Origin of the sequence: Candidatus Flexicrinis affinis (genome assembly GCA_016716525.1) — a bacterium.
Lineage (GTDB): Bacteria > Chloroflexota > Anaerolineae > Aggregatilineales > Phototrophicaceae > Flexicrinis > Flexicrinis affinis.
In genome coordinates this window covers 845,976-872,654 of the sequence record JADJWE010000001.1, presented here as the reverse complement: position 1 = coordinate 872,654, position 26,679 = coordinate 845,976, and the positions used below count along the sequence as shown (strand labels likewise).

Below are 26,679 nucleotides of genomic sequence, written 5' to 3'. Positions count from 1 at the left end.
GGTGTGCACGATGCAAGTCATTTCAAGTTCCCGTAGCCGTCAGCTCGTTCCTGCCTGTGATGAAGTGATGAATGCAGCATGAACGAATCATCGGTACATCGCAGTTACAACTACGTAATTGAGTTTAGCCTATGGATTGCGCTGAGTGCAACACATTGGTTACCAAGTCCTCAGCGAGATCACTGGGTATTCCTACTGATCCCAGCGACAATTCTAGTTGTCTACGACTTGATGCGTCATGGCCGCGCTGGAAAGCCTCTGTACGGCAGTCGATTAGCGCTCCCTGCGATTACCCTACTACTCTTATACGTGCTGAGCATGTATACGGCTCCATTTGCGACACGCGGCTGGATTCTGCTGTTTCGACCTGCAATCGGGATGTGGATGGTGCTGCGTATTCCACTGTGGTGGCAGGACCGCACAGCTCGAACCCTCATTAAATGGGCAATTGTCGGTGTGGTCCTAATCGTTTTCATGATGGGTTTCACAGCCATACAATGGACGGGCAAAGCTTCAGTATTCTCCAACATCACCGTCCTGTTCCCGCGCTGGCAGGACTTTCCGGCATGGCCGGGCGGCTTCAATCCGAATGAGTGGGCGGGCGCGGCGACGTGGATCGTACCCGCCCTATTCGCGCTGGTCCGGTACCGGATCGTGACTGGTTGGCATGCGGTAGTCACCGCCGCGATGTTCGCTGCCTTGGCAGCTCTTCTTTTTCTCTCGCAAAGCTTGTCAGGCATCGCTGGCGCGAGCGCAGGCGTCATGTTTGCGGTTGTTCCGCTGCGACGCATACGTTGGGCAGTCCTCGTCGCGGGCGCGGTGCTGTTAGTGGGCAACCTTGCCGTACTTCTGGCACCAGCAGCGAGCGCAGACGCGCTTGCCGCCGTATCGGGCCGGCCCAGTCGCAACAGTCTGGAGCACCGCGCGGTGATGTGGGAGCGCGCCAACCGGATGCTGACCGACCATCCGTGGACAGGAGTCGGAATTGCCCTCTACCGCAGCCTGCGCGCCGAGTACCCAACCCCCGGCTATGAGCACGTGCTGCTGCCACATCCGCACAACGAAGCGCTCCAGTTCGCGGCCGACCTCGGCATACCGGGGTTGATCGTGTTTGGTTGGATGGCGCTGTCGGTAGGTGTCACAGTGGGGTACGTCGTCGCGTCTGGAACGCGGCGGCAGGGTGCAGCCGCGAGGGCACTGTGTGCCGGGCTTCTGAGTCACGCCGTGTTCGGCCTGACTGACGCGATCCCGATTTGGGATCGGTTTGCGATTCTTGGTTGGGGGATGCTGGCGCTGCTGGCCGCAGTGGAGCGATCGGCTAGGGCACGCGAATCGTCGCCTGACTGAGATACAGCGCCACCTGCGAGACCACGTGAGCGTACATTGCGGTCTCCGTCTCTGCGAGGAAATCTTGGGAAATGTATCGCCACAGCGAGCTATGCATCCGACCGGGATCGTCAAGTAGCTGCCGCAGTTGGTCTGCCGTCCGCCCCGCCCTCGGCCCGAAGATGTCCAGCGTCAGGCTGCGCCCGCCGGGCAGCAGCTGTCCGGCGACTAGGTCGCGCCAGCGGATCAAGTCAGGATCGGGCAAGAACGGTGCCCACGCCCGCGGATGTGCCGAACTGAGCGCCTCACCCTGCCCTTTCGCGATGGCCTGTACATCGCGCTCGTCCATCACAATTAGAATGACGTGCAGCATCACCCAACGATGCTCGCGGTCAGACCAGTCGCGGTTGACGAAGTGCGGCCCAACCATCTGTCGCGACCAGATCTCGTCCATCGATAGGTGTCCGACGTATCCCGCGACGAACGCAGCGTGGGCGTCATCGTACGGTTCCCACAGCGACGGGTTGAGACGCATCATGGCTTCCCACGGCATCTCGTCCGTCATGTGCTGTGAATATTCGTAGAAGTGAGTGGCCGCACGAGGTGCGCCAGCTTCAATACGGGCATCTGCGGCAACACTGCCAAGCAAGAACGCAGGCAGCTCGCGGCGCAGCAGCGATCGTTGATCGGCGGCGAGTATCGGCTCTTCGAGGAGCCGCCGGGCTACGGCGAGATGGCTGAACGGCGTGGGCATCTGGCGATTGTATCACGCGAAGGCGGGCAGAAGCACCGTTTGCCCGTCGAGGGCCACCATCCAATTCGGCTGCCACCCGACACCGAACACCTCGAGATAGATGTCCTTCTTCAGTGGCGAGATGGGCGAGTCCTGCGTTTGCTCGACAGCTTGCGCCCAGCGCTCGCCGGCCTCGCGTAACGCACTTTCGTACTCGGCTTCCAGCTCGCCCATCTGCCGTTCGATGTCGTCAATCGAGAACTTGCTCTCGTTGAGCCGCTCGTCGGTCATCGTCCGGTAGCGCGATGCCCGGCTCATGCGCGACACAGTGTATGTCGTACGCCCGCGCATCAGGCTGAGCAGACTCTCGCCCACGGTGAACATTTCCTCACGCCGGCGTGCGGCGAGCTCGCGCTCCTCGGAACGCAGCTCGACGTGCTTGCGCCGCTTGCGCTCTTCGAGGCGATCCATTGCCGTTGCGAACTTCTGGTTGATCTTGTCGATTTCCTCGTCGCGTTTCTCGCGAGCTGCCTGTTTGACGCGCGCCTCGAATGCGCCGAGCGGCTCGTCCGGATCGGCATACACCTTCAATACCGGGTTCAGCCTGACGTTCAGCCGTGCCGTGCCGTACAACATATCGACGAAATCACGCTTGAGCTCGGTGAGGCGCTTGCTATCCGCCATTCCATTGGTGATCGGCAGGTAGTACGAGACTCCCTCCCACGGCTGGGACGCGAGCATTTCCATACGCACCGGTTCGGCGGCGAAGTTCTCCCACTGTACCAGGCCGGCGCGCTCAAGTTCTGGAACGAAGTACGCGAATGTCCGCGCGGTGTATACGTTGGCACGCTTGTCGGCAAAGCGCACCGACGCCTGCGCAGCCAGCACAGGACGATACACCAGCAGCGGCTGGCTGGTCATTTGCGCGCGTACGCCGTTCGCTTGATCGTAGTTGATGACAGCCTGCTGCGCGGCGATCGTCGCCGGGAAGAAATACTGCACGATTGCGGCCGGCAGCGGCGGCGGGGCGGGCAGCAACCCGTTCGACGGTTGGGCGCTTGACGGTGCAGGCCGAGCAGGTTTCGCGATTGGGACGGCCGCCTGTGCCGCGAACGCTCCGGGCGGCGGAGGCATTGACGAGCCGCCGGGCGGAGGTGCGAACCCGGGACGGGGTGGCGTTGCCCGCGGCGGCGGTGCAGGCGGAAGGGCTTCACGTTGGGGTCGCATCATAGCCATCACCTGCTGCCGCGTCAGCGGGCCGCGCAGATAACTCATCGCCCAGCGGCTGTGCACCATGACGCTTCCGTCGGTGTCGTGAACGTTGCGCATGACGAACACGCGCGGCGGAATCTCCGCGATCAGCTGTTCGACCTCGCGCATGTCCAGTCCGCCTTCGCTGAGCGCCTGCAAGCCCGAGCGCACGCGATCGCGGTCCTGATCGCTCTGCAGCCTTCCGATGAACCAAGTACCGGCGTTGGTCAATCCCTTGTAGTCGAGGTCGCCCGGATTCTGCGTCGAGAGGACGAGGCCAAGGCCGTACGCGCGCGCCTGCTTGAGCAGCGTCATTAGCGGCGATTTGGTCGGCGGATTGCGTGGATACGGCGGAAAGTAGCCGTACAGCTCGTCGATATACAGCAGGGCGCGGAGGGACGTCGTGCCGCTTTGCTGGCGCATCCAGCCGATCATGCTTTCCAGCAGCAGCGTCATAATGAACATGCGCTCGGCATCGGGCAAGTGCGCGAGGTAAAAGATGCTCACGCGCGGCCGGCCGTTCGGTTGATACAACAGACTTTGGATGTCGAGTGGCTCGCCGCTGGTCCACGATTTGAACGACGGCGCGGCAATGATGTTGTTCAGGGCCATCGCCAGCTTGGAGCGCTGTCGCTCGCTGATCGCCTGATCGACGGTCAGCGCACCGAGCATGGTGAACGGCGGGGTCTTGACCTGCGCGATCAGGTCGAGCATGGTCACGTCGCGGCCGGCCTGCCAGTTGTGCTCGAAGATGTTGGCGATCAAGACATGTTCGACATCCTTGACCGGCTCGGCAGTAACGCCGATCAGCGCGAGCAGCGCCGTGGTCACGGCGTTGATCTTCTCGCGCAGGAACTCTTCGTTGCCGGCCCAACCACCGCGTGGCGCGGCGAGCGACGCCACAATACTGATCGGTAGGCCCGCGTCGGAACCCGGTGTATAGATGCTGTAGCGGGCTGCCATCTTCAGCCAGCGCACCCGGTCAGGCACGATTCCCCAATCGGCAAGCCCTGCCTTCCAGCGCCTTGCTTCGTCGCTGGCGAACTGCTGCACGCTCATGTTGGCGCGCCTAGCATCGTCGACATTGATCCACGGCTCGAACTCGCTCGGGGATTGATCGGGGAACGCTAACAGCAGATTGGTGATGTCGCCCTTCGGGTCGATGATAATCGCGGGCAGGTCGTCGAGGATGGCCTCCTCGAGCATCGTGATGCACAAGCCTGTCTTGCCGCTTCCGGTCATCCCCAGCACAACCGCATGCGTCGTCAAATCGCGGCTGTCGTAATACACGACGTTGTCCGTCAAACGGCTGGACTGCGGGTCAAACTGTCGGCCGAGGTAGAACGTCGTCGGTGCTTCGATGAATTTCATCGGGCGGGCTCCATCTCAAGCGGCAATCATCACTCAAATGTTCTGATAGGGAGTATAGCACACCGCGCGCTGCGGTCACGACACGAGGTAGGGTACGAAGAAGACGACGATGTTCGCGACAATCTGTGCGATCCACGCAGCTGCCATGCCGTTTCGCGTTCGCACGTAGCCGTACATGATGTTGAGCAGCACGAGCATCAGCGTGATAATGACCGCGACCAATGGAAACGCTGCGATATCGAGCAGCGGCAGATACAGGATGAACGACCAGAACGCGCTCATGATGGCGACCATCCAAAATGCGCGCGAGCCGTGCAGAATTCCGCGGAAGAACAGCGTCTCGGCCAGTGGCATTACGAAGATCAGGAACGCCAGCAGTTCACCTGCCGTCATGGTCCCGAACATCCGCCTTACTGCTCCGCCGAGCAGTCCGCTGCCGAACAGCAGCACCGGCACGCCGATCAGCAGGCCAAACCCGACGCCCCACACGATATTTTCCGGGTGCTCGCGTCCGATCGGCTTGAGGTTTCCAAGCAGCCACGCCGTGACGCCGAACAATGCCAGCACGCCCCAGCTCAAGGTATAGCGCAAGGCGGGGTCGCCGGTTCCGATCAGCGGCGCAAGTCCAATACTGACGGCGAGCGCCAGCAGAAAGCCGAAGGTCGGATCGCCGGTCGTGCTGCGGTACTGGCGATATGCCGGTTCAGGCTCGGCCGTCGCGTCAGGTTGATCGTACGGCTCATCATACGGTTCGTCGTACGAGTCGTCGTAAGCGGGCTCAGGATAGGGATCCGGCGACGGGTCGTCGTACGGCGTCATGCCAGCAGTTCCTGCACGGCCCCGAGCGTTTGCTCGATGCGCTCAGGCGTAATCCAATAGTGGGTCACGGCACGGAAGGTGCGCTTGAATCCGGGATATGGGCGCATCCAGATGTTGTGGTCGCGCTGCAGCCGCGCGACGAACTCGTCCGGCGTTACCGGCGCGCTCTCAAGCAGGTCGAACATCACGAAATTCGTCTTGACGCGGCTGAGATCGACACGAATGTGCTGGATCGTGGACAAGCCGTGCGCAAGCGTGCGTGCATTCGCATGATCCTCTGGGATGCGGTCGATCATCTCGCGGATGGCGACCAGCCCAGCCGCAGCGATCACGCCGACCTGCCGCATGCCACCGCCGAGGATCTTACGCACGCGGCGCGCTTCGTCGATGAATGCGCGGTCGCCTACGATAATCGACCCCACCGGCGCGCACAGCCCTTTACTCAGGCAGAAGGTCATCGAATCGGCGTCGGCCACAAGCTCTTTGGCGCTAACGCCCAGCGCTGCCGCCGCATTGAAAATGCGCGCCCCGTCGATATGCAGCTTGAGCTTGTGTTCGCGCGCAATCTCGGCCACTGAGCGCGTAAATTCCACGCTGACCGGCATCCCGCCGACTGTGCCCTGCGTATTTTCCAGCGCGATCAACTTGGTGCGTGGAAAGTGTACGTTGTTGCCGCGCACCGCACGGCGGATGTCGTCAAGCGCCATCGTTCCGTCGGGATGTACCGGCACGGTGTGCGGGATAACACCCCCCAGTGCAGCGATGCCACCTGCTTCATAGACGATGGTGTGCGCTTTGTCACCGAGGATCACCTCGTCGCCACGCCCGCAGTGAACAAGCACGGATACGAGATTGCCCTGAGTGCCGCTGGACACGAACAGTCCGGCCTCTTTGCCACACAACGCGGCCGACTCGGCCTCGAGCGCATGAACGGTCGGGTCTTCGTCGTAGACATCGTCCCCAACGACCGCGTTGGCCATCGCCTCGCGCATCTTTCGGGTCGGATGACTGACCGTATCGCTGCGGAAATCAATCGTGTTCATGTACTCCCCTAGCCGTGTGGATGTCGTCTCGTCCGTGGTGATAGAGCCCCAATGATAAGCGAATCCGGCGTTCCATCAACCCGCACGGTGCGGTCTGGCATTCTCATGTCGCACCAAGTCAAGGCTGGTACGGTTGTGGCTTGCCATACCAAGTCACAGGAGAAACCAGATGCAAAACGGTATTGTCGATATCGAGCTTGTCTACTGTGCCCCATGCGGCTACCAAGACCGCGCTCTTGCTCTCATCCAAGAAGTCGTCAAGACACGCGAACTCGAGGTCCATATTCGATCGTTCCGCCTTGTGCCGAGCACCAAAGGCATCTTCGACGTCAGCGTCAACGGAGAAAAGGTGTTCAGCAAGCACGACATCGGCAGGCACGCCGAACCGGGCGAATGCCTGTCGCTAATTGACTCCAAGATCAAGGCGCTGGTCGGGCAATCCGAGACGCCGGCGTAAGCTCAGTCCGGGTGGGTCGTCGACGGGACTAGGTCAGCCATTCGTGCGTGACCGACCCGTAATGCAGGACGACCCGCTCTTCCACCATTTCAGACGAAGCCGTATCGAAATCCGAGTACGTTACGGACTGCACGTGCGCGTCGGAGTAAATCCATTTCCGCGTTGGCACGCCGTCGTCGATTGCGACGATCGCGACGGTGCGGGTCGGGGCCTTTCCGACTGCGTTCAGGGTCTCCTTGAGCCACTTGTTGAACGCGGAAGCCGGGTCGCGCTGCACCATCTTGGTAATCACCAAGGGCGTGTCCACGGTGGTCTTGAACAGAGTCAGCCCGGATACGCGAAACACTCCAGCAACCGGAGTGCCGTCCAGTTCAACCGCAAATTCGTTAGCAACCAAACTGTCGACGACTTGTTCGCTCATGCACGTGGCCCTTTCTTTGCGTTAGCCGGTTCGTCAGCGAGTATAACACTCCACGCGATTCCGTGCGCAAAACCGCACAACCGTTCGGTAAACTGGTATAATTCTGCCAGCGATCAGCCAACGCGGAGCACCCCGTGACCCTGACCAATCGAGACATTGCCGATCTGTTCGAGAGAATCTCCGATCTGCTGGAAATCAAGGGAGAGATCATCCACCGAGTCCTCAGCTACCGGCGCGCATCGGAAAGCATTCGCGAGGTCCCGCGCGACCTGCGAGCAATCGCGCGCGAAGGCGGCCTCACCGAAGTCCCCGGCATCGGCAAGACGTTGGCCGAGAAGATCGAAGAGCTGCTGGAAACCGGCAAGCTTGAGTTCTACGAGAAGCTCACCGCCGAAATCCCGGCGACGCTGGTCGACGTGATGCGCGTTAATGGCGTAGGTCCCAAGAAGGCCGCGATGTTCTGGAAAGAACGCGGGATCACCGACCTCGCCAGCCTCGAGAAGTCGGCGCGGTCGGGCCGCCTGCGCGACCTGCCCAAGATGGGCGAGAAGTCCGAGGCCAACATCATCGCCGGGATCGAGATGCTTTCGCGCCGTACCGGACGAACGCCGCTGGGCCAAGCGTATCCCGCTGCAGAGGCAATCCTCGACACGCTGCGAGGACTTCCGCAAGTTGTCGAAGGTGCGATCGCCGGCAGTATTCGACGCGGGCGCCCGACGATCGGCGACGTCGACTTGCTCGTCGCGGTGAAGTCCATGGACGATGCGCCGGCCGTGATGGAGGCGTTCGTCTCGCAGGAGCGCGTCGCTCGTATTCTCGGACAAGGTCCGACCAAGAGCTCGGTCGAGTTGGTCAATGGGCTGCAAGTCGACCTGCGCGTGTTGGAGAAGGAGCGTTGGGGGACGGCGCTCGCCTACTTCACCGGTAGCCAGCAGCACAACATTCGCATGCGCGAGCGCGCGCTAGAGCGCGGATTGAGCCTCAACGAGCACGCGTTCAGCCCGGTCGACGACAACCGGCAGATCATCGAAAGCGCGCCGAAAATTCTGTGCGCCACAGAGGAAGAAGTCTTCGCGCAGGTCGGATTGCCGTGGATCGCGCCCGAACTGCGCGAAGACGCCGGCGAAATCGACGCCGCCGAATCCAACACGCTGCCCGATCTCGTGACGTTGGACGCGCTGCAAGGCGACCTGCACATGCACACGACCTGGAGCGATGGCAGCGCATCAATTCGCGAGATGGCTGAAGCGGCTCTGGCCGCAGGTCGCAAGTACATCGTCATTACCGATCATTCGCGCGGTGCGGTCATCGCCAACGGGCTTTCAATTGAGCGTCTGCTGGCACAGCAGGCGGAAGTCCGCAAGGTCGACGCCGAGATGAACGGGCGCATCCGCGTGTTTCACGGCACCGAGATGGACATCCTTGCCGACGGATCGCTCGACTTCCCTGACGACGTATTGGAACAGCTCGACTTCGTTGTGGCTTCGCTGCATGTCAGCTTGCGGCAGCCTCGCGAGCAGATCACGCGGCGGCTTCTGAACGCGCTGGAAAACCCGCACGTCGACCTGATCGGGCATCCGCGCGGCCAACTGATCCCGGACCGTGAACCGGCTGACCTCGACATGGATGCCGTGTTCGAGGCCGCAGCGCGCAGCGGGACAGCGTTGGAAATCAACAGTAACCCTCAACGGCTCGACCTTGAAGCGCAGTACGCCCGCCGCGCGGTCGAAATGGGTATCAAGATTGCCATCGACACCGACGCGCACCGGACAACGGAACTGCACTATCTCCCGTACGGCGTATTGACGGCACGGCGAGGCTGGGTAGCCGCCAGCGATGTCCTGAATGCACTGTCCGCCGACGAGTTTCTCGCGTGGGCCAAGGGGCGCGGCCGCTAAATGCACGCACCGCCCTCACCCCGTCCGCCGGGCCTGATGCCGCCGCTTTGGTCGTGCGCGGCCGTGACGGCGATAACGCTTCTGTGTGTTGCTGGCGCGGTTGCCGCGTTCCTCGCGCTGGGCGGCCAAACGCCACCTGCAGCGCCGATCACGCTGGTCGTGCGCACAGCGCCACCCGAGCTGCTGCTTACGGCGCAGTCGGCGCCACTCGAAGCCGGCGCTCCTGTGCTGGTGGTCGAACAAACCCGCGCCAGCCAGCTTGCGATGATCGGCCCCACCCTGCCGCCGATCGTCTTTACGCCGACCCCGGAGCAAATCGCCATCGGCAAGACGATTCGAGTTGTCGACGTCGGCGATCAACAGCTTAACGTGCGCAGTCAGCCCGGAGTAGTCGACACGCAAATCCTTTTCCGCGCGCCGGAAGGTTCCTACTTCATCATCGGCGACGGCCCGTCACAAGCCGATGGCTTGACGTGGTGGCGCATCGACGATCCGTCTTCGGGCCGCAGCGGATGGGCGGCCTCCAACTATCTTGAACCCGCTACCCTGCCTTGAGGACTGGCCGATGAACGACGCCGAACGCGCCGCAGAACTCCGCAAGGAAATCAACGAGCACATCTACCGGTACTACATCCTCAACGCGCCGATTATTCCGGATGCCGAGTTTGATCGGCTGTATCACGAGCTGGTCGCGCTCGAGGCCGCCCATCCCGAGCTGATCACGCCCGACTCTCCGACTCAGCGTGCGGGCAGCGACTTGCAGGGCGACTTTCCCAAGCTCACCCACGCCGCGCCGATCCTGAGCCTGTCGAACTGCTTCACCGAGGACGAGATTCAGGAGTGGGAGCAGCGCAACCTCAGGCTGCTGCCGGCCGATACGCAGCTCGACTATACGCTTGAGCCCAAGCTCGACGGGTTGACCCTCGTCATCACGTACGAGAACGGCGTGCTGACGCGCGCTGCGACGCGTGGCAACGGCCTCGTCGGTGACGACGTGACGGCGAACGTCCGCACGATCCGCAGTATCCCACTGCGGATTCCAGCGAATCCCGCATCGCCGCGCGACGTGCCGTCTCGGCTGGTCGTGCGCGGCGAGGTAATGTTCCTCAAGCACGACTTCGCCACGCTGAACGAACGGCAGAAAGAGGCGGGTCTGCCGCTGTACGTCAACGCGCGCAACACGGCCTCCGGCACCCTAAAGCAGAAAGATTCCCGTATCACGGCAGGCAGACCGCTGACCGCGTTTATCTACGCCATCGTCGCTGCGGACCGTTATCCCACACGCACGCAGTGGGAAACGTTGGAATACCTGCGGGATATTGGCTTTACTATCCCACAGTCTTCCCAACACTTTCCCACACTTTCCGACATTATCCAGCAGATACCCACGTGGATATCCCGCAGAAACCAACTCGACTACGAGATCGACGGTTTGGTGATCAAGGTCAATGACCTGCGCATCGCGGCCGAGTTGGGCGTTGTGGGAAAAGACCCGCGCGGAGCGACGGCGTTCAAGTTCCCGTCTGAGGAGGCATCGACAACGCTTGTCGGCGTAACCCACAACGTCGGACGAACGGGAAAGCTCACGCCGACGGCCCAGCTTGAGCCGGTGTTCGTCGGCGGCGTCACGGTCGTCAACGCGACGCTGCACAACTACGACTTTGTGCGGAACCTCGATATCCGCATCGGAGACCGCGTCGTGATCAAGCGCAGCGGCGACGTCATCCCGTACGTCATCGGTCCAATCCTCGACGCGCGCACCGGTGACGAGACGCCGATCACGCCGCCCGACCGCTGCCCGCACTGCGACTCGCCAGTGGTTCAGCCGGAGGGCGCGGTCGATTACTACTGCACCAACCCGCAGTGCCCTGAGCGCGTGTTCCGGCAGGTGGAGTACTTCGTCTCACGCGGGGCGATGGATATCGAGGGAATGGGACCGCAGACGGTCAAGCTCTTCTTCGATCGCGGCTTGATCAAAGACGAAGCGGATGTGTTCGCGCTCACGGCAGAGGACCTGCAAGGGCTGGACGGCTTCGCAGAAAAGCGCATCGAGAATCTGCTCAAGTCAATTGATACAGCGAAAGGCCGGCCGCTGGCGCAGGTGTTGTCGTCACTCGGCATCGATGGCGTCGGCAGTACAGTCGCGGAATCGCTCGCTGCCCATTTCCATACGGTCGACGCGCTCGCCGCCGCCTCTCCCGATGTAGTTCAGGAAGTCGAAGGCATCGGACCGATCCTTGCCGCCAATATCGCGGCGTGGTTCAGCGATCCGCTGCACGCCCATCTCATCCAGCGGATGAAGGAGGCGGGCGTGCAGTTCGCGTCGGCCGCACCGGTGACGGAGTCGGACTCGCTGGCCGGGCTAACGTTCGTATTGACCGGTACCCTACCGACGTTGAGCCGCGAGCAAGCCGAGGCCATGATCAAGGCGCACGGCGGGAAGATCTCTGGCAGTGTGAGCAAGAAGACCAGCTACGTTCTTATGGGCGAGTCGCCGGGCAGCAAGGCCGACAAGGCGCGGCAGCTTGGCGTGCCGATCATTGACGAGGCGAGACTCAAGCAGATGGTTGCGGGCTAGGCGCCGCTCCTGCCGCAGACGTAATCTCGCCGCCGAATCGGGCGAAACGCGCCGCCACATCCGCGTTCAGCGCAATGTGGTCGATGATCCATGTCGCCCACGGCTTGGAGTCGTTCCAGCGCGATGGCGAGGCCGTCGGGACGCGCAAACCGTCGACCGTGCCCCACGCGCTGACGGAGTTGTGCCAGTGCCACCGTTCAGTGTGTTCTTCCGCCTGATAACGCATCGTCTCGACGTCAGTCATCAAGCCGGTATTGGGGTCAAATCGTACGGTAAACGCCTCGACGTCATCCAGACCGGGCAGCATCAGACGGGCGGATGTCTCGTCGATCGGGACCCACTGGACGCGAGAGTCGGTCAGGACGATGGAAGGCAGCCACGCGAGCGCTTCCGCCCAGTACCCTTGTATTCCGGCACGGTTCGTCTTCGGTTGGTCGTCAACGCTCCCGAGTAGCGACAAGTGAAGCGTTACATGACCCTCGAGGTTCCGTTCGTGGATGCGCAGAATTGGTCGGGTAAACCAAGTGACATGAATCTCGTGATAGTGACTGCTGCGCCGGACATCATAGTAGAACCGGAAGCGGGTTGGCATTGGCAGCCCAAATGGCGAAAGACGGGCGTGCCCGGTAATCATCGCGGTGTCAAAGACCGGAATGCTCTCGCCAAACAGGATGCGCGCGTATCGTTCGACCGGAGACGGTAGTCCGGCCGGGATCGGCACGCGGCGCGGATCCGCGCCTGCGGTAGGGAGCTCGAACGGTGGCGAAGGGACTTGCAGACCCAGCCAACCGATTGCGAGGAGTAGTGCCAATGCTCCAAGCAGTAGGAGAAGAATCTGCAGAATCATCGCGTGTCCTTTCAACAATGACCAACTGGGACGCGACACTGTCACCATTGCTCAGGGTATGACGGCGGCAGCAGACCAGCCAGTGTAGTCCGGCACCGCCTATGCGTGATCATTGTCACAGGACGCAAGGCGATCCATCGTGAGACACTGTACGTCACATCGCGGCAGCGGTCTGCCCGACCTTCAGGACAAGGGCGTTCAGCGCCGGTGTGCCGTTACTAAACCGTGTCTTGCAGGTCTTGCCGGCAAGCAGTACCGTTGGTTCGATTCTCGAAGCAGGTCATCTTGAGGCCCCTTGGAAACACTCTTGATTTATACCGTCATCGGCTTCGTTTGCCAGTTGATCGACGGCAGCCTCGGCATGGGTTACAAGACGACATCGACCACGCTGCTGCTGAGCGCGGGCTTGCCCCCTGTGGCGGCTAGCGCGGCTACGCATACCGCGGGGATATTCACCAGCGCGGCATCGGGCTACGCCCACTATCGCATCGGCAACGTGAATAAGCGCCTGCTCTTTCGTCTGTCGGTCGCCGGTATCCTCGGCGGCGTGATCGGAGCGGCATTGCTTTCGAACATCCCGGCCGACGTCATCAAGCCCGTCGTTGCGGTCTATTTGGCCGCCCTCGGCAGCCTCATCATCTACCGGTCGCTCGGGTCCACGTCGTTGATTTGGCGACGGACCTCAACGCCCATTCTCGGCTCGGCCGGCGGATTCCTCGACTCGATCGGCGGCGGTGGGTGGGGCCCCATCGTCACCGGAACACTGGTCGTCAACGGCAACAATCCGCGCAAAGTCATCGGCACCGTAAGTATTGCCGAGTTCTTCGTGACGCTGGCGCAGGCGGCAACGTTTGCGACGGTGGCGCATACGCTCGACTGGACGCCCGTACTCGGGCTCATCTTGGGTGGCGTGCCGGCGGCTCCGCTCGCTGCCTTGCTGTGCAAACGCCTCCCGGTGCGCCGCATGATGCTGCTGGTCGGCCTTCTCATCCTCGTGCTCAGCGTGCGAACGCTGATCCTCGCATTCGGAGCATAACGTGAACCAAATCACTCTGGTCGCCGGGCGTGAAAAGCCCGTCCGCAATCAGCATCCGTGGGTGTTCAGCGGCGCCATCGCCGACATCGCCGGCGATCCTCAGTCCGGGGACATCGTAGACGTGCAATCCAGCGCAAAAGAGTGGCTGGCGCGTGGGTACTACAACCCGAAGTCGCAGATCGCCGTGCGCCTGCTGACGTGGCGCGACGAGCCGATCGACGACTCATGGTGGCACGCCCAACTGCAGCGGGCGGTCACCGCGCGCAGTCATCGCCCGCAGCGCGGGCCGCGGGCCGTATACCGGCTCGTCAACGCGGAGAACGACTACCTGCCGGGCCTGATCGTCGACCGCTACGGCGACTGGCTCGTCCTGCAGGCGCTGACGCTCGGCATCGACCAGCGCAAGGCCGAGCTGGCCGAGCATCTAGCACACCTCACGCATGCCCGCGGCGTATTCGAGCGCTCGGATGTCGATGTCCGCAAGCTCGAAGGGCTTCGCCCGTCGGTCGGTGTGCTGTGGGGCGAAGCGCCCCCTGAACACATCGAGATTCAGGAAAACGCGCGTTTACTTGTGGATGTGCGCCACGGGCACAAAACCGGCCACTACCTTGATCAAGCACCCAACCGCGGCCTGCTGTACACATTGATCGAGCGTATCAAGCCGGCGCGTGTACTCAACGTGTTCAGCTACACCGGTGGATTCGGCGTTCACGCGGCACTGGCTGGCGCCGAGGTCGTCAACGTCGACTCGTCGTCCGACGCGCTGGCGCTGGCGAGGTCGAACTTCGAGCTCAACCAGAGCGAAGGCGAATTGATCGAGGCCGACGCGTTCTCGTACTTGCGCGAGGCGCATCAGGCTGGCGAACAGTTCGATGTCGTCGTGCTCGACCCGCCCAAATTTGCGCAGAATAAGCAGCAGGTCGACAAGGCCGCGCGCGGGTACAAAGACATCAATCTGAGCGCGTTCCGGATCATCAAGCCGGGCGGTTACCTGATGACGTTCTCGTGCTCGGGGGCCATAAGCGAGGACCTATTCCAGAAGATCGTGTTCGGCGCGCTGGCCGACGCGGGCCGGCAGGCGCAAATCCTGCGCCACCTCGGCCCCGGCGAAGATCACCCCGTCGCCCTGACCTTTCCGGAAGGCGCGTATCTAAAGGGATTGCTGCTCCGGGTGTACTAGCCGGCCGCGCGAACGAGGCGCTGCCGTTCATCAAAATGCGCGAAATGCTATGGCTCGGCAGCGAGTTTCCATCTCCCGCCTAGTCGTCTATTGGCGCACGTGTTATCCTGATGCGCCGTAATCCTGTCGTACACCCACTCGGAACTTACCCATGATGAAGACGCACACCTGCGGAGAACTGCGCGAATCGCACATCGGTCAAACCGTTACGTTGGCGGGCTGGGTCAATCGTCGCCGCGATCAGGGCGGGTTGATCTTCATCGATCTGCGCGACCGCTGGGGACTGGTGCAAATCGTGGCCGACGAAGAAACGACGCCGGAAGCACACGCGGTGTGCCATCAGGCGCGCATGGAGTTTGTGCTGCAGGTCCACGGCACCGTCCGCCGCCGCCCCGAGGGCACCGACAACCCCGAAATGTCCACCGGCACGATCGATATCGTGGCTGACCGGGTCGAAATCCTCAATGCGTCGAAGGTGCCTCCGTTCCTCATCAATCGTGACGAGAACATCGACGAACTGCGCCGTATGCAGTATCGCTACCTCGACCTGCGCCGCCCCAACATGCAGCAGAACATGGTGCTTCGCCACCGCACGGTGAAGTTCCTGCGCGACTTCTTGGACGGTCAAGGGTTCATCGAAATCGAAACGCCGATCCTGTTCAAGACCACGCCCGAAGGCGCGCGCGACTTCCTCGTGCCAAGCCGTCTGCAGCCCGGCAAGTTCTATGCCCTGCCGCAATCCCCGCAGCAGCTCAAGCAGCTTCTAATGGTGGCTGGCTACGAGAAGTACTTTCAGGTCGCGCGCTGCTTCCGCGACGAAGACCTGCGCGGCGACCGTCAGCCGGAGTTCACGCAGCTCGACATGGAGCTAAGTTTCGTCGAACGCGAGGACGTCATACAGATCATGGAGGCGATGGTGATCGCGCTGTGCGATAGCGTCGTCCCGCACATGCCGCTCAAGTACCGGCCCCTGCGCCGCCTGACGTATACCGAAGCAATGGAAACCTACGGGTCGGACAAGCCCGACCTGCGTTATGACCTCGAAGCGGTCGACGTGACCGACATCGCCGGGCAAAGCGCATTCCCGATTTTTCAGCAGAACGCCGAAGCCGGTAAGCCGATCAAGGTCGTACGCGGACCGGGGCTGCACGTGCGGCGCGACGACCCGACGCAGATTCTGAGCGGCGAGGGTCTCAAGCGCCAGATGAAGGAGCTCGAGGACCTTGTGCGCACGATCGGCGCGAAGGGCTTGGCGTACATGGCGCTTCCGCTTGACGAGACCGGTGAAGTCAAAGGCCCGATCGGCAAGTACTTCACCGTTGAGCAGAAACTGGCGCTGTTCGAGCGCACCGGCGCGCAGCCCGGCGACATCCTGATGTTCCTTTCTGACAAGCGCGAGACGGTGTGGGCGGCTGTAGACAAGCTGCGACGCTCGCTGGCCGAAACGCTCGAACTGGCCGATCCCAAGCAGCTCGCCTTTGCGTGGATCATCGACTTCCCGATGTTCTACTGGGACGAAGAACATCAGCGGTGGGACCCCTCCCAGCACATGTTCACCATGCCCATGCCGGAAGACATCCCGCTACTCGACACCGACCCGGGCAAGGCGCGCGGGTCGCAGTACGACCTGATCTGCAACGGTTACGAGATCGGGGGCGGCAGCATCCGTATCCACGACCGCGCATTGCAGGAGAAGATGTTCCCGCTGATCGGGCAGACAATGGAGCACGCGCGCGAGCAGTTCGGGCACATGCTCGAAGCGTTCGAGTACGGCGTTCCGCCACATGGCGGCATGGCGTGGGGCGTCGATCGGCTGGTCATGCTGTTCGCGCAGGTCGACAACATCCGCGAAGTCACGGCGTTCCCGAAGACGCAGTCCGGCCTCGACGTCATGGCACACGCCCCGTCGCCGGCCGAACCGGGCCAGTTGGAGGAGCTGTTCATCCGCCTTGCGCCGCTGCCCGAGAAGGGTGAGGCCACTGCGCCTTAAGGTCGGCAATTATCCCCCGTACTCCATATTGTTGCGGGGGCGGGATTCTGGTATAACTGCGGTATCCTGCGATGTGCGTGATGTCATATCGCGTTTGGGCCAACACCCACAAAACGGGAGGCTCATTTCACTGGCAAGCGTGATAGGCCTGCGTGGCCAAGACGCGACCCGGGGGAAAGCTTCCCACCTGCACATGCAGGTTCAAACAGAGTGGCACACGGCATTGCGGGGTTCTGAATAAAGACGGCACGGGGCATTATCCCGTGCCGTTTGCGTTCTTGTGACTGCCTACTGGTTGTAGGTCGTACCGAAGACCTGTGCCATCAACCCGCCGAGGCGTGCCCGATTCGGGATCAGCACGGCAGCGCCGCTGGCTGTCGTATAGTTGCTGAGATAGGAGAAGTCGATCACGCCGCGGTTGATGTTCTCCAACGACAGATCCTTGATGTACAGCCCGAGTTGGATGAGCTGTTCGAGCGACATATCGGTATAGAAGTTGTCGCGTACGGCCGTCCACAACTGACCGGCATTGGCGAGCAGCAGCGGAATCATCTCCGGGCTGGTCGCCTTGTCCTTGACGGCGAGGATCACTTGCTGCTGGCGCTCGGCGCGCTTGATGTCGCTGTCGCCGTGGCGGGTGCGCGCGTACTTCAGCGCTGTGATGCCGTCTAGCACATGATGACCTGCACGCAGGAAGAACGGATCGTAGCCGTAGTTCATGTTCGGATACAGCGGATCGTTGATCGTATAGGCCAGATCGACCTCAATACCCCCCAAGGCATCGACAATCGTGACGAAGGCGTTGAAGTCGACGACCACGTAATGATTGACGCGGATACCGAGATTGTACTGAACGGTCTCCATCGCTAAGCGCGGGCCGTATCCCACCTGCCGCAGTTCGCCGAGCACCATCGGCTCGTTGATGCGGCGCGCTCCGTAGCCCGGCACTTCGACATACATATCGCGTGGAATGCTCAACATGCCGGCGTTGCCCGTCTGCGGGTCAAGGCTGAGCAAGATCATCGTGTCGGTGCGGAAGCTCAGGCCGCGCTCGCCCGGGCGGCGGTCAATACCCATCAGCAGAACGGTAAGACGAGATTGGCCGTCCCACGGTTCGAGAATGACGCGCGTGCCGTCCTCGAACGTGATGGCCTGTCCCATCGCCAGCAGACCACCATCGTTGAAAAATGTGATAGGGGTCGGCAACGCCGCGATGATAGGCGACTCGCTTGTCGGTACGATCGCAGGCGTCGAACGCGCCGTGCGAACCAGCACGACCATCGCGAGGCTCACGACGACTGCCACGCCAAACAGTGCCGCACCGATCACCAACCATGCCCATTCGCCGCCCGGCTTGCGGGCATACGCTTGACGATGGAAGGCACGCTGGCGCGCGCTGTTCGGCCGGGGAACTGGCGGCGGAAGCGGCAGGTTGACGCGCGGCGTGCTCGGCTGGGTCGGCATCGGACCCACCCCGGCACCAACTACACGGTCGGCGCGTGGCAGGCGAATCACCTCCGGCGCGTGGGGGACAATGTCAGATTTGATGGTCTGACCCGCGTCTGTAGAGATGACGGTGCGACCGCTGACCAGCGTGTCTTCTGGCGATGGCTGGCGTTCTGGATTCGGTGGTTTCGACGTCATGATTTACCCATGCTTGGCGATGGCCGAGCGAGTGAGTACACTACGGTCATCTAAGGGAGAGTATAGGTTGAGCGAAAAATCGCGTCAATGGCGCTTAATCTATGATGAGCCCGCGTCTGGTATGCGCAATATGGCTGTAGACGAGGCAATCCTCGAGGCCGTAGGGCGCGGCGATCAACCGCCAACGTTGCGGCTCTACGCGTGGAGTCCCGCGTGCTTGTCGCTCGGAATCGGGCAGAAGGCGACCGATGCGGATCACAGCCGGATCGTGTTACAAGGTTGGAATATCGTGCGCCGCCCGACCGGGGGGCGTGCCATCCTCCACACGGACGAACTGACCTACAGCGTATCGGTACCATCGGACCATCCGTGGTCGGCGCTCGACATCGTCACCAGCTACTGCCAGATCAGCGCCGCGCTGATGCGCGCAGTCGAGTCATTGGGAGCAGACCCGCACGCCGAGCGCCGCGGAGAACCTTCGCCCGCCAAACCCGGGCCAGTGTGCTTCGAAGTCCCGTCACACTATGAGATCACCGTCGAGGGCCGCAAGCTGATCGGCAGCGCGCAGGTCCGGCGGCGGCACGGACTGCTGCAGCATGGCAGCCTGCCACTCACGGGAGACCTTGCCCGCATCTGTGATGCCCTGGCCTACCCTGACGATGAGACGCGTGAGGCCGCGCGGATTCAGGTGCGCCGGCGCGCCGTAACGCTGTCCGAAGCACTGGGCCGAAACGTGACGTGGCAGCAGTCGGCAGACGCGATCGCCGCGGCATTTGCGTCAGCGTTCGATATTGCGTTCAGTCCGTCGGTCATCAGCCGTGACGAGCGCACACGCGCCGACCTACTCGAGCACGACAAGTATGGCACAATCTCTGCGCGGCAGGCGGTGTGACATGAACGATCGCCAACTGCCGCTGTTTCAGAACTTCCCGACCCGTGCCGAGGACATCACAGCGCAAACACCGTTCAACGCAACGTGGGAATTGTTTGCCGATCACCTGACAGTAGAGGGCAAGTCCGACCACACCGTCGTAGCCTTCACCGCCGATCTCGATCTGATCGGCCAGCATCTCGGCAAAGGGACGCCGGTCGGAACGATCACCACACGCGATCTCGAAGGGTTCTTGAACTGGCTCGAGTTTGGCCGCGGCGTACCGTGCAGCCGCAAGAGTTACGCGCGCAGGGTGACGACGCTCAAGGTGTACTTCCGTTGGCTGCACGACCTGAAAGCGATCCGTTTCGATCCGGCCAAAGAGATTCTACAGCGCAGCGGGCCGGCGCCTTTGTCGGACGTGTTGACGCAGCAGCAGCTTGCCGACTGTATGCGCGAATCGCGCATGTTCACGTTCCGGCGCGGCAAAGAGCCGGATACGCGGCCCGAAATGCTTCTAACTCTCCTGCTGGAGACCGGCATCAAGAAGGGCGAAGCCATGAAGCTGACCCCCGTGCACGTCCTGCGCGACAACCCCGCCGCCCCTGAGCTTGAGGTCCGTTTCAAGGTGCGCAACGTGTTCAAGGAGCGCAAGATCCCGGTGTCGTCGCGCTGGTTGGGGCTGTATGACGCGTACATGTCCCAGTACCATCCCTCGCAGGTCATCTTTGACTGCACGGCCCGCAACCTCGAATACGTGCTTGCGGCTGTCGGGGATCGCGCCGGACTGAAGTTTAAGCTTTCGTTCGAGATTTGCCGCTGGACGTGCGCGCTCAACGATCTGCGTGCCGGTATGCCCGAGTCGGAAATCCGGCAGAAGCTCGGCTTGAGCGACATCAGCTGGTATGAGACGGGACAGAAGCTGAAGACACTGAGTCAGAAGCTCGACGAAGGACGCGCATGAGACACTTGTTTTCCCTTGAGTTCACTTTCAGCAAACGCCTGCTCGGGCTGACGCTGGTTGCCGTCGGCTTGCTTGGAAACGGGGCGCTCATCGCGTATGACATCATCCGCCAGTCCGACCAAGGGATCGGTCCGGCACAGCGCGTGGGCATGATCGCCTTGGGCGTCGGCGCGGTGCTCGGCCTGACATTGATTCCGCTTGGCCGCGCAAAGGCCTAAGCGTCAATGACCCGGATTCTTCGGTCGACCCATTGGGTCTTGATCGGCGCAGCGCTCGTGGTGATGGCATTCCATCTGGCGGTATATGTCGTCTACGCCAACAACCTCATCAATTTCCCGTTCGACTACGATCAGGGTGAAGGTTTCGAGCTCTACGACACGATCCTGATGTCGCAGGGCCAATCACCGTATCGGGATGTCGAGCCGTATCCGTTCTACTCCAGCAACTATCCGCCCGTGTTTCACGTCATGGCGATCCCGTTCGCGTGGGCGTTCGGGCCGCAGTACTGGTATGGTCGCCTGCTCGGGTTCCTCGGTACGCTGGTTACGGCCGCTGCAATCGCCTACGCGATTTACCGTGACGGCGTGCGGCGCACAGGTCGCGGCCGAGTCGTGATTGCGCTGTTGGCCGGCCTCGCGTTTCTCGCGTCCAACATCACGTATCGGCAGGGACCGCTGCTGCGCCAGCACATGACGATGGTGATGTTTGAGGCGCTGGCGGTCGTGCTGCTGACCAGCGCCGAGCACCTTGTCTTCAGCCGCCGGCGAAGGCTCTTGACGGCAGCGGGATTCGGGATGCTGATTCTCGCCGGATATACCAAGCAGCTTGCGGCTTATAGCGCGATCGCGGTACTGGTATGGCTCTTCCTGCGCAACCCGCGCCGCGCAATTGCGTGGGGCGTCGTGTTCGGGGCTGTCGGCGCGGCCGTGTTCGCCGGCCTGTACGTCGTCACAGGCGGCGAATGGTGGCGACAAGCGATCGTCGCCAACGTCAACAGCACGTTCTGGCCGCAGGTCGAGGGGCTGTTTCGATTATGGTTCGCGCTGCACGGCTTCCTGATCGTGCCTGCTGCCGTCCTGATTGTCTACGAAATCTACTTCGACCGCATTTCGCTCTACGCCGTGTGGTTCGTGATTGCCGTCACGCTGGGCGGGTTCTCGTCGGGGACATGGGGCGGTGGCGACAGCTACTTCGCGACGTCGGTCGCCGCGCTGTGTATCCTGAGCGGTATCCTGTTCAGCCGCTGGTTGTCGGGCGATCTGAAGCTGCCGCTCAACTATTTGTCCCGCATTCTAAACGTATTCCGCCCGCTCGCGCCCGCAATAACGGCGTCGGCGCTGATCGTGGTGCCGCTGCTGTTTGTCGGCTACGGGCGAGCCGTGCTCAAGATGCCGACGATCGGGCCGGTCTTTTCCGACCTTGCGGCGTGGTGGGGCATCGAACCTAACGCGCTCAACGGGTTCTACGACTCCGCGGGCCGGATTGCTGGCGGGTACTCCGACATCGGGCATCTCGTTACCGCGCAAGATCACGAAAACGCCGAGCGTATCGCCGCGATCGTGCGCGAGTCGGAACTGCCGGTGCTGAGCGAGGAGGCGGGGTTCAGCTTCCGCGCGGGACGCGATGTCGTGTCGAATCCCACCCAACTGCTGAACATCTGGCTGCGCGGTCAGTACGACGGGACCGAGCTCATCCGGATGATCCACCGCCAGCAGTTCGGAGCGATCATCCTGCGCGCCCAGTTCTATCCGGTACCGGTTCTGCAAGCCATCGATCACACCTACCGGACGACCGAAGTCATCCCGATGAACGGGTTCGAGTACATCATCAAGCGCCCGGTCGCCGAACTTGGCGGGGGCCGCCATTTGGTCAAGTAGGGATGCAGGCGTACGTCACCCGTGTGCTAGAATTGCTTCGACCGCCTCACTCCCCCGCGCGGACGGTCGCTATTGTGCCGCGTCGCCGCACGCCGGCTAGAGAGACTTATTCACCATGACGACAGCCTACGTCACGCATCCGCTTTACATCGATCACGACTATCCCGGCCACCCCGAACATGCCGGCCGCATCAAGGCGGTTTGGCGCGAGCTTGAGACAAGCGGACTGGCCGCACGATTGTTGAAACTGACGCCGGATGAAGTGAGCGAAGAACTGATATGCTCCGTTCACACGCCAAGTTACTGCACCATGCTGAGCGTGCTGCCGGTGCAGGAGCGCACAATCATGTTCGACCCGGACACGTACGCCTTGCCTGAAACCGGCGAAGTCGCGCGGCTATCGGCCGGCGGCGTCGTGCTGGCTGTCGATGCCGTACTTACCGGTCAGGCGAAGAATGCGATCGCGGCAGTGCGCCCGCCGGGACACCACGCGCTGGCCGAGCGCGGTATGGGTTTCTGCATCCTCGGTAACGTCCCGATCGCCGTCAAACATGCGCAGCGTGTGCATGGGATCAAACGCGTCCTCATCGTGGACTTTGACGTACACCACGGCAACGGCACGCAGGATATGTTCTACGCCGACGAGGATGTGCTGTTTGTCTCCACGCATCAGTATCCGTTCTACCCCGGCACCGGGCGCGCAGAGGAAGTCGGCGCGGGACGCGGGCGCGGAACAACGATCAACATTCCGCTGCCTGCCGGTGTCGGTGATCACGGGTTCGCCCGAATCTATAACGAGATCGTCTGGCCTGCAGCCCGGCGCTTTCAGCCCGAGTTGATCATCGTCTCGGCGGGCTTCGACGCGCACTGGCGCGATCCATTGGCGCAGCTTCGCCTTAGCCTCGCTGGCTACGACCGCCTAACGCGCGAACTGATCCGCATGGCCGACGTGCTGTGCGGCGGGCGCATCGTCTTTGCGATGGAAGGCGGCTACGACCTTGAAACTCTCGCCCATGGCTGGCGTAACGTCGCGCATGCCCTGCTCGGTGACGACACTATGAGCGATCCGATCGGGACGCGGCAGGGGCAGGAACCCGACCTAAGACCGCTCATCGAGTACGTCTCCAGCCTGCATCATTTGTAGCGCCGGCCAGGCTATGGCAAACTTTGAGCCTTGCCAATGCGAAGACACCTTCATTCCTATTCTTGAGTCAGGATCGGAGTATTCGAATGTCGTGGGCCACCAACGCCATTTTCTATGAACTATATCCGCGCGCATTTGCCGACGGCGATGGCGACGGACATGGCGACCTGCGCGGCCTTCGACAACGGCTTGACTATATCGAATGGCTTGGTATCGACTGTGTGTGGCTCACCCCCATCTATCCTTCGCCGTTGCGCGACGACGGGTACGACATCTCGAGCTTCTACGGCCTGTTGCCGAAGTTCGGCCATCTTGAGGAATTCAAGTTCACGGTCGACGAAATGCACCGGCGGGGCATCAAGGTCATTCTCGATTTGGTGGTCAACCACACGTCGGACGATCACCCGTGGTTCGTGGAAGCGCGCAGTTCGAAGGAATCGCCGCTGCGCGACTGGTACGTGTGGAGCGATACCGACGACAAGTACTCGGACACGCGCATCATCTTTCTGGACACCGAGCCGTCGAACTGGACATGGGACGAGGGCAGCGGTCAGTTCTACTGGCACCGATTCTTCCGCAGCCAGCCCGACCTGAACTATGACAATCCCGCCGTCCGCGCCGAGATGCTGCGCATCATCGACTTCTGGCTCAAGTTGGGGATCGACGGATTCCGCGTGGACGCGGTGCCGTACTTGATCGAGCGCGAAGGCACCAACTGCGAGAATCTACCGGAAACGCACGAAATTCTCGCCGAGTGGCGGCGTTTCGTCGACGAGCGCCATCCGGGCACGATCCTTCTTGCCGAGGCGAATCAGTGGCCGCGCGACTTGATCCCGTATTTCGGGACATCGAGCGCACCGGAGTTCAACACGTGCTTTCACTTCCCCGTCATGCCGCGCCTGTATATGGCGCTGGCACGCGGCGACCGGTCGAGCGTGGTCGATATCCTGAACGAGACACCGCAGATCCCTCCCGACACACAGTGGGCAACATTCCTGCGCAACCACGACGAACTCACGTTGGAGATGGTGACGCCGGAGGAACGTGACTTCATGTGGGAGTTCTATGCGCCGGAGCCGCGCATGCGCCTCAACCTTGGCATCCGCCGCCGCCTGGCAGCGCTGATGGGCAACGACCGGCGCAAGATCGAACTGATGAACTCGATGCTGTTTACGCTGCCGGGTTCGCCCGTGCTGTACTACGGTGACGAGATCGGCATGGGCGACAACATCTACCTTGAGGACCGCAACGGCGTACGTACGCCCATGCAGTGGACAGCCGGCACCAACGCGGGCTTCTCGACTGCGGCGCGCGAACTGCTCTATGCACCGCCGATCGAAGATCCCGAGTTCGGATTCTCCAGCGTTAACGTGGAGGCGCAGCGCAACGATCCGTCGTCGCTGCTGTGGACGATCAAGCGCATGATCGCCACGCGCAAACATCGCCCGGTACTTGCGACTGGCCGTCTCGACTGGCTGCAGGAAGTCCCCAGCCGGGGGCTTTGCTTCTGGCGTACCGAGGGCGAGACGCGCTTCTTGGCGCTGCACAACCTGAGCGACGAACCGCTCCCCATCACCCTGCCGGGTTCTGGAGCCTATCGAAACGCGCTCGACGCAGATAGCGACCTGCTCTCAGGCGAAGTATCGCTGCCACCGTATGGGTATCTGTGGTTGACCCCGGCGTAGCCGGCTACAGCGTCGTCAGGATTAGCGGGCCGCGTTCGGTAACGGCAACCGTGTGTTCAAAGTGCGCGCACAACGAGTTGTCAGCGGTCACGACCGTCCAGTGGTCGTCAAGTTCACGCACGTCACCGGTCCCCGAGCACACCATCGGTTCGATGGCGAACGTCATGCCGGCCACGAGCTTGACATTGTCGAATTGCAAACGTCCCTTGGCGTTGCGCGGCCACCAGTTTGGTACCTGCGGTTCTTCCCACATCTTGGTGCCGACCCCGTGTCCCGTGTATTCGCGAACAATGCCGTAGCCTTGCGCGTCAATGTACTGCTGGATTGTTCGTGACAGGTCGCGCAGTTCACGCCCGACGACGGCCTGTTCGATCCCGACGTAGAGCGCGCGCTCGGTCGTATCGAGCAGGCGCTGAACGCTCGGCTTGATCTCACCCACGCCGTACGTCCACGCGCTGTCGCCGACAAAGCCTTGATACAGCACGCCGGTGTCGAGGCTGATGATGTCGCCGTCGTTGAGGATCTGCGTGTCGCTCGGGATGCCGTGAACGACCTGATTGTTCACAGACGCCGTGGTCGCAAACTGATAGGGTGGCGAATTCGGCTTCTGCTGGCCGATGAACACCGGCACGCCGCCGTGATCGCGAATCACCTGATCGGCGACGCGATCCAACTCGCCGGTCGAGACGCCGGGCCGTATCAGCGGACGGACGGCCTCGTGCACCTTCGCGACGATTCGCCCCGCCTCGCGCATGATCCGCAGCTCCGACTCGTCTTTCAGCGAGATCGTGACGTGCGGCTGCGGGCGATACAGCTTCATCGAACAGCCTCAATAATCTCGACCAGCCTGCGCCGCACCTCGTCAATCGCAAGGCTGGCGTCCACCGAACGCAGCAAGCCAAGCTCGCGGTAATACGGCAGGACGGGTTGTGTCTCGCTCAAGAACTTCTCGATCCGTTCGATAACGCCAAAGGCATTGGCATCGTCTGGCCTGCGATTCAGCAACTCGCCGGTCGAGTCTACCTTCCCGATCAATCGGGGCGGGAACTCCTTGTCGGGATCCTGCTCGATCGACCACGAGACGCCTTCGGCCTTGCTGTAGTAGTTGTAGGCACGGCCATCCTTCGCAGTCGCCCGCCCGAAACTGCGCTTGAACGCCGTATACAGGTCGAGTTCAAGCTGCAGCACGGCGTTGAGCTTCTGCCCGCGCGAGGCGAGGTACTCGGTCAGAAACTGCGCCTGTACGAGATTGCGCGGATAGCCGTCGAGTAGGGCGCCGTGTGCCGCATCGGGCTGCTCCAAACGGTCCTTCAGCACCTCGTTGGTGGTGGCATCGTCGATCAGCTTGCCGGCCGCCATTTCCGCTTGGATGCGCTGCGCGAGCGGATCGGTACGGGTGCGCATGGCGCGGAACAGGTCGCCGGTAGAGACGTGTGGAATGCCGTAGTGCTCGGTAAGGTAGGCAGCCTGCGTGCCTTTGCCGCTGCCCTGAACGCCGACGATCAACAGAAAGAGGTCGCCCATGTCGTGCTCACCTTATGTCA

General features: G+C 62.0%; 23 protein-coding genes and 1 other RNA gene. 15 read left to right on the top strand and 9 right to left on the bottom strand.

The window, feature by feature from the left end:
* Positions 1-318: 318 nt before the first annotated feature.
* A complete protein-coding gene (locus IPM16_03675; GenBank protein MBK9122210.1) occupies positions 319-1,347 on the top strand; it encodes an O-antigen ligase family protein in 1,029 nt (342 codons plus the stop codon).
* On the opposite strand, the gene IPM16_03670 is transcribed toward IPM16_03675, so the two are convergent.
* The 4 genes from IPM16_03670 to ltaE all read right to left on the bottom strand — a co-directional run bounded on the left by IPM16_03670 (position 1,319) and on the right by ltaE (position 6,543).
* Complete coding sequence (locus IPM16_03670; GenBank protein ID MBK9122209.1) at positions 1,319-2,080, bottom strand: zinc dependent phospholipase C family protein; 762 nt, start codon at positions 2,078-2,080, stop codon at positions 1,319-1,321. The two genes, IPM16_03675 and IPM16_03670, sit on opposite strands and share 29 nt — an antisense overlap.
* A gap of 12 nt (positions 2,081-2,092) precedes the next feature.
* Positions 2,093-4,681, bottom strand: a complete 2,589-nt coding sequence (locus IPM16_03665; GenBank protein MBK9122208.1) for a DUF87 domain-containing protein — start codon at positions 4,679-4,681, stop codon at positions 2,093-2,095.
* Between the two features lie 75 nt (positions 4,682-4,756).
* Positions 4,757-5,500, bottom strand: coding sequence for a hypothetical protein (locus IPM16_03660; GenBank protein MBK9122207.1), 744 nt, complete (start codon positions 5,498-5,500; stop codon positions 4,757-4,759).
* Entirely contained in the window at positions 5,497-6,543 is a 1,047-nt protein-coding gene (gene ltaE / locus IPM16_03655) for a low-specificity L-threonine aldolase (GenBank protein MBK9122206.1), read from the bottom strand. Before ltaE ends, IPM16_03660 begins: the two co-directional genes overlap by 4 nt.
* A gap of 169 nt (positions 6,544-6,712) precedes the next feature.
* On the opposite strand from ltaE, the gene IPM16_03650 reads away from it, so the two are divergent.
* Positions 6,713-7,000 carry an Rdx family protein gene (locus IPM16_03650; GenBank protein MBK9122205.1) on the top strand — a complete coding sequence of 96 codons (288 nt, stop codon included), beginning with the start codon at positions 6,713-6,715 and terminating at the stop codon, positions 6,998-7,000.
* A gap of 28 nt (positions 7,001-7,028) precedes the next feature.
* Here the strand turns inward: IPM16_03650 and IPM16_03645 are convergent, their stop codons facing one another.
* Positions 7,029-7,421, bottom strand: a complete 393-nt coding sequence (locus tag IPM16_03645; GenBank protein MBK9122204.1) for a hypothetical protein — start codon at positions 7,419-7,421, stop codon at positions 7,029-7,031.
* A gap of 134 nt (positions 7,422-7,555) precedes the next feature.
* Between IPM16_03645 and polX the strand changes: the two genes are divergently transcribed.
* The 3 genes from polX to ligA are packed head-to-tail and all read left to right on the top strand — an operon-like array spanning position 7,556 to position 11,897.
* Entirely contained in the window at positions 7,556-9,319 is a 1,764-nt protein-coding gene (polX, locus tag IPM16_03640) for a DNA polymerase/3'-5' exonuclease PolX (GenBank protein ID MBK9122203.1), read from the top strand.
* Positions 9,320-9,874, top strand: a complete 555-nt coding sequence (locus IPM16_03635) for an SH3 domain-containing protein (protein MBK9122202.1) — start codon at positions 9,320-9,322, stop codon at positions 9,872-9,874.
* Between the two features lie 10 nt (positions 9,875-9,884).
* The gene (gene ligA / locus IPM16_03630) at positions 9,885-11,897 is read left to right on the top strand and encodes an NAD-dependent DNA ligase LigA (protein ID MBK9122201.1); all 2,013 of its coding nucleotides are present in this window, start codon (positions 9,885-9,887) and stop codon (positions 11,895-11,897) included.
* Here ligA and IPM16_03625 read toward each other — a convergent pair.
* On the bottom strand, positions 11,875-12,744 hold the full coding sequence (locus IPM16_03625; protein ID MBK9122200.1) for a hypothetical protein: 870 nt from the start codon (positions 12,742-12,744) through the stop codon (positions 11,875-11,877). The genes ligA and IPM16_03625 overlap by 23 nt on opposite strands.
* A gap of 295 nt (positions 12,745-13,039) precedes the next feature.
* On the opposite strand from IPM16_03625, the gene IPM16_03620 reads away from it, so the two are divergent.
* From IPM16_03620 to ssrS, 4 genes are all read left to right on the top strand, one after another.
* Complete coding sequence (locus IPM16_03620) at positions 13,040-13,780, top strand: sulfite exporter TauE/SafE family protein (GenBank protein MBK9122199.1); 741 nt, start codon at positions 13,040-13,042, stop codon at positions 13,778-13,780.
* Position 13,781: 1 nt separating this feature from the next.
* Complete coding sequence (locus tag IPM16_03615; GenBank protein ID MBK9122198.1) at positions 13,782-14,960, top strand: class I SAM-dependent rRNA methyltransferase; 1,179 nt, start codon at positions 13,782-13,784, stop codon at positions 14,958-14,960.
* A 151-nt stretch (positions 14,961-15,111) separates the two neighbouring features.
* The gene (gene aspS, locus IPM16_03610) at positions 15,112-16,950 is read left to right on the top strand and encodes an aspartate--tRNA ligase (protein ID MBK9122197.1); all 1,839 of its coding nucleotides are present in this window, start codon (positions 15,112-15,114) and stop codon (positions 16,948-16,950) included.
* A gap of 60 nt (positions 16,951-17,010) precedes the next feature.
* Positions 17,011-17,186, top strand: a non-coding RNA gene (gene ssrS / locus IPM16_03605) — 6S RNA.
* A 52-nt stretch (positions 17,187-17,238) separates the two neighbouring features.
* Here the strand turns inward: ssrS and IPM16_03600 are convergent.
* Positions 17,239-18,594 (bottom strand): LCP family protein, encoded by a 1,356-nt coding sequence (locus tag IPM16_03600; GenBank protein MBK9122196.1) that lies wholly within the window; start codon positions 18,592-18,594, stop codon positions 17,239-17,241.
* 130 nt (positions 18,595-18,724) lie between these two features.
* On the opposite strand from IPM16_03600, the gene IPM16_03595 reads away from it, so the two are divergent.
* From IPM16_03595 to treS, 6 genes are all read left to right on the top strand, one after another.
* Complete coding sequence (locus IPM16_03595) at positions 18,725-19,486, top strand: lipoate--protein ligase family protein (GenBank protein ID MBK9122195.1); 762 nt, start codon at positions 18,725-18,727, stop codon at positions 19,484-19,486.
* Between the two features lies 1 nt (position 19,487).
* Positions 19,488-20,429, top strand: coding sequence for a site-specific integrase (locus IPM16_03590; GenBank protein ID MBK9122194.1), 942 nt, complete (start codon positions 19,488-19,490; stop codon positions 20,427-20,429).
* Positions 20,426-20,647 carry a hypothetical protein gene (locus IPM16_03585; protein MBK9122193.1) on the top strand — a complete coding sequence of 74 codons (222 nt, stop codon included), beginning with the start codon at positions 20,426-20,428 and terminating at the stop codon, positions 20,645-20,647. The genes IPM16_03590 and IPM16_03585 overlap by 4 nt, the downstream gene beginning before the upstream one ends.
* A 6-nt stretch (positions 20,648-20,653) precedes the next feature.
* On the top strand, positions 20,654-22,306 hold the full coding sequence (locus IPM16_03580) for a hypothetical protein (protein ID MBK9122192.1): 1,653 nt from the start codon (positions 20,654-20,656) through the stop codon (positions 22,304-22,306).
* 115 nt (positions 22,307-22,421) lie between these two features.
* A complete protein-coding gene (locus tag IPM16_03575) occupies positions 22,422-23,450 on the top strand; it encodes a histone deacetylase (protein ID MBK9122191.1) in 1,029 nt (342 codons plus the stop codon).
* Between the two features lie 86 nt (positions 23,451-23,536).
* Positions 23,537-25,135 (top strand): maltose alpha-D-glucosyltransferase, encoded by a 1,599-nt coding sequence (gene treS, locus IPM16_03570; protein MBK9122190.1) that lies wholly within the window; start codon positions 23,537-23,539, stop codon positions 25,133-25,135.
* Positions 25,136-25,139: 4 nt separating this feature from the next.
* Here the strand turns inward: treS and map are convergent, their stop codons facing one another.
* Together map and IPM16_03560 are read right to left on the bottom strand one after the other, a co-directional pair.
* A complete protein-coding gene (gene map, locus IPM16_03565; protein ID MBK9122189.1) occupies positions 25,140-25,955 on the bottom strand; it encodes a type I methionyl aminopeptidase in 816 nt (271 codons plus the stop codon).
* Positions 25,952-26,659 carry a nucleoside monophosphate kinase gene (locus tag IPM16_03560; GenBank protein ID MBK9122188.1) on the bottom strand — a complete coding sequence of 236 codons (708 nt, stop codon included), beginning with the start codon at positions 26,657-26,659 and terminating at the stop codon, positions 25,952-25,954. The genes map and IPM16_03560 overlap by 4 nt, the downstream gene beginning before the upstream one ends.
* Positions 26,660-26,679: the final 20 nt, after the last annotated feature.

Excerpts from the sequence above, each read along its gene's own strand:
- IPM16_03675 (MBK9122210.1), top strand. The coding sequence starts at position 319 with ATGTATACGGCTCCATTTGCGACACGCGGCTGGATTCTGCTGTTTCGA.
- IPM16_03670 (MBK9122209.1), bottom strand. The coding sequence starts at position 2,080 with ATGCCCACGCCGTTCAGCCATCTCGCCGTAGCCCGGCGGCTCCTCGAA.
- IPM16_03665 (MBK9122208.1), bottom strand. The coding sequence starts at position 4,681 with ATGAAATTCATCGAAGCACCGACGACGTTCTACCTCGGCCGACAGTTT.
- IPM16_03660 (MBK9122207.1), bottom strand. The coding sequence starts at position 5,500 with ATGACGCCGTACGACGACCCGTCGCCGGATCCCTATCCTGAGCCCGCT.
- ltaE (MBK9122206.1), bottom strand. The coding sequence starts at position 6,543 with ATGAACACGATTGATTTCCGCAGCGATACGGTCAGTCATCCGACCCGA.
- IPM16_03650 (MBK9122205.1), top strand. The coding sequence starts at position 6,713 with ATGCAAAACGGTATTGTCGATATCGAGCTTGTCTACTGTGCCCCATGC.
- IPM16_03645 (MBK9122204.1), bottom strand. The coding sequence starts at position 7,421 with ATGAGCGAACAAGTCGTCGACAGTTTGGTTGCTAACGAATTTGCGGTT.
- IPM16_03635 (MBK9122202.1), top strand. The coding sequence starts at position 9,320 with ATGCACGCACCGCCCTCACCCCGTCCGCCGGGCCTGATGCCGCCGCTT.
- ligA (MBK9122201.1), top strand. The coding sequence starts at position 9,885 with ATGAACGACGCCGAACGCGCCGCAGAACTCCGCAAGGAAATCAACGAG.
- IPM16_03625 (MBK9122200.1), bottom strand. The coding sequence starts at position 12,744 with ATGATTCTGCAGATTCTTCTCCTACTGCTTGGAGCATTGGCACTACTC.
- aspS (MBK9122197.1), top strand. The coding sequence starts at position 15,112 with ATGATGAAGACGCACACCTGCGGAGAACTGCGCGAATCGCACATCGGT.
- IPM16_03600 (MBK9122196.1), bottom strand. The coding sequence starts at position 18,594 with ATGACGTCGAAACCACCGAATCCAGAACGCCAGCCATCGCCAGAAGAC.
- IPM16_03595 (MBK9122195.1), top strand. The coding sequence starts at position 18,725 with ATGGCTGTAGACGAGGCAATCCTCGAGGCCGTAGGGCGCGGCGATCAA.
- IPM16_03590 (MBK9122194.1), top strand. The coding sequence starts at position 19,488 with ATGAACGATCGCCAACTGCCGCTGTTTCAGAACTTCCCGACCCGTGCC.
- IPM16_03585 (MBK9122193.1), top strand. The coding sequence starts at position 20,426 with ATGAGACACTTGTTTTCCCTTGAGTTCACTTTCAGCAAACGCCTGCTC.
- IPM16_03580 (MBK9122192.1), top strand. The coding sequence starts at position 20,654 with ATGACCCGGATTCTTCGGTCGACCCATTGGGTCTTGATCGGCGCAGCG.
- IPM16_03575 (MBK9122191.1), top strand. The coding sequence starts at position 22,422 with ATGACGACAGCCTACGTCACGCATCCGCTTTACATCGATCACGACTAT.
- treS (MBK9122190.1), top strand. The coding sequence starts at position 23,537 with ATGTCGTGGGCCACCAACGCCATTTTCTATGAACTATATCCGCGCGCA.
- map (MBK9122189.1), bottom strand. The coding sequence starts at position 25,955 with ATGAAGCTGTATCGCCCGCAGCCGCACGTCACGATCTCGCTGAAAGAC.
- IPM16_03560 (MBK9122188.1), bottom strand. The coding sequence starts at position 26,659 with ATGGGCGACCTCTTTCTGTTGATCGTCGGCGTTCAGGGCAGCGGCAAA.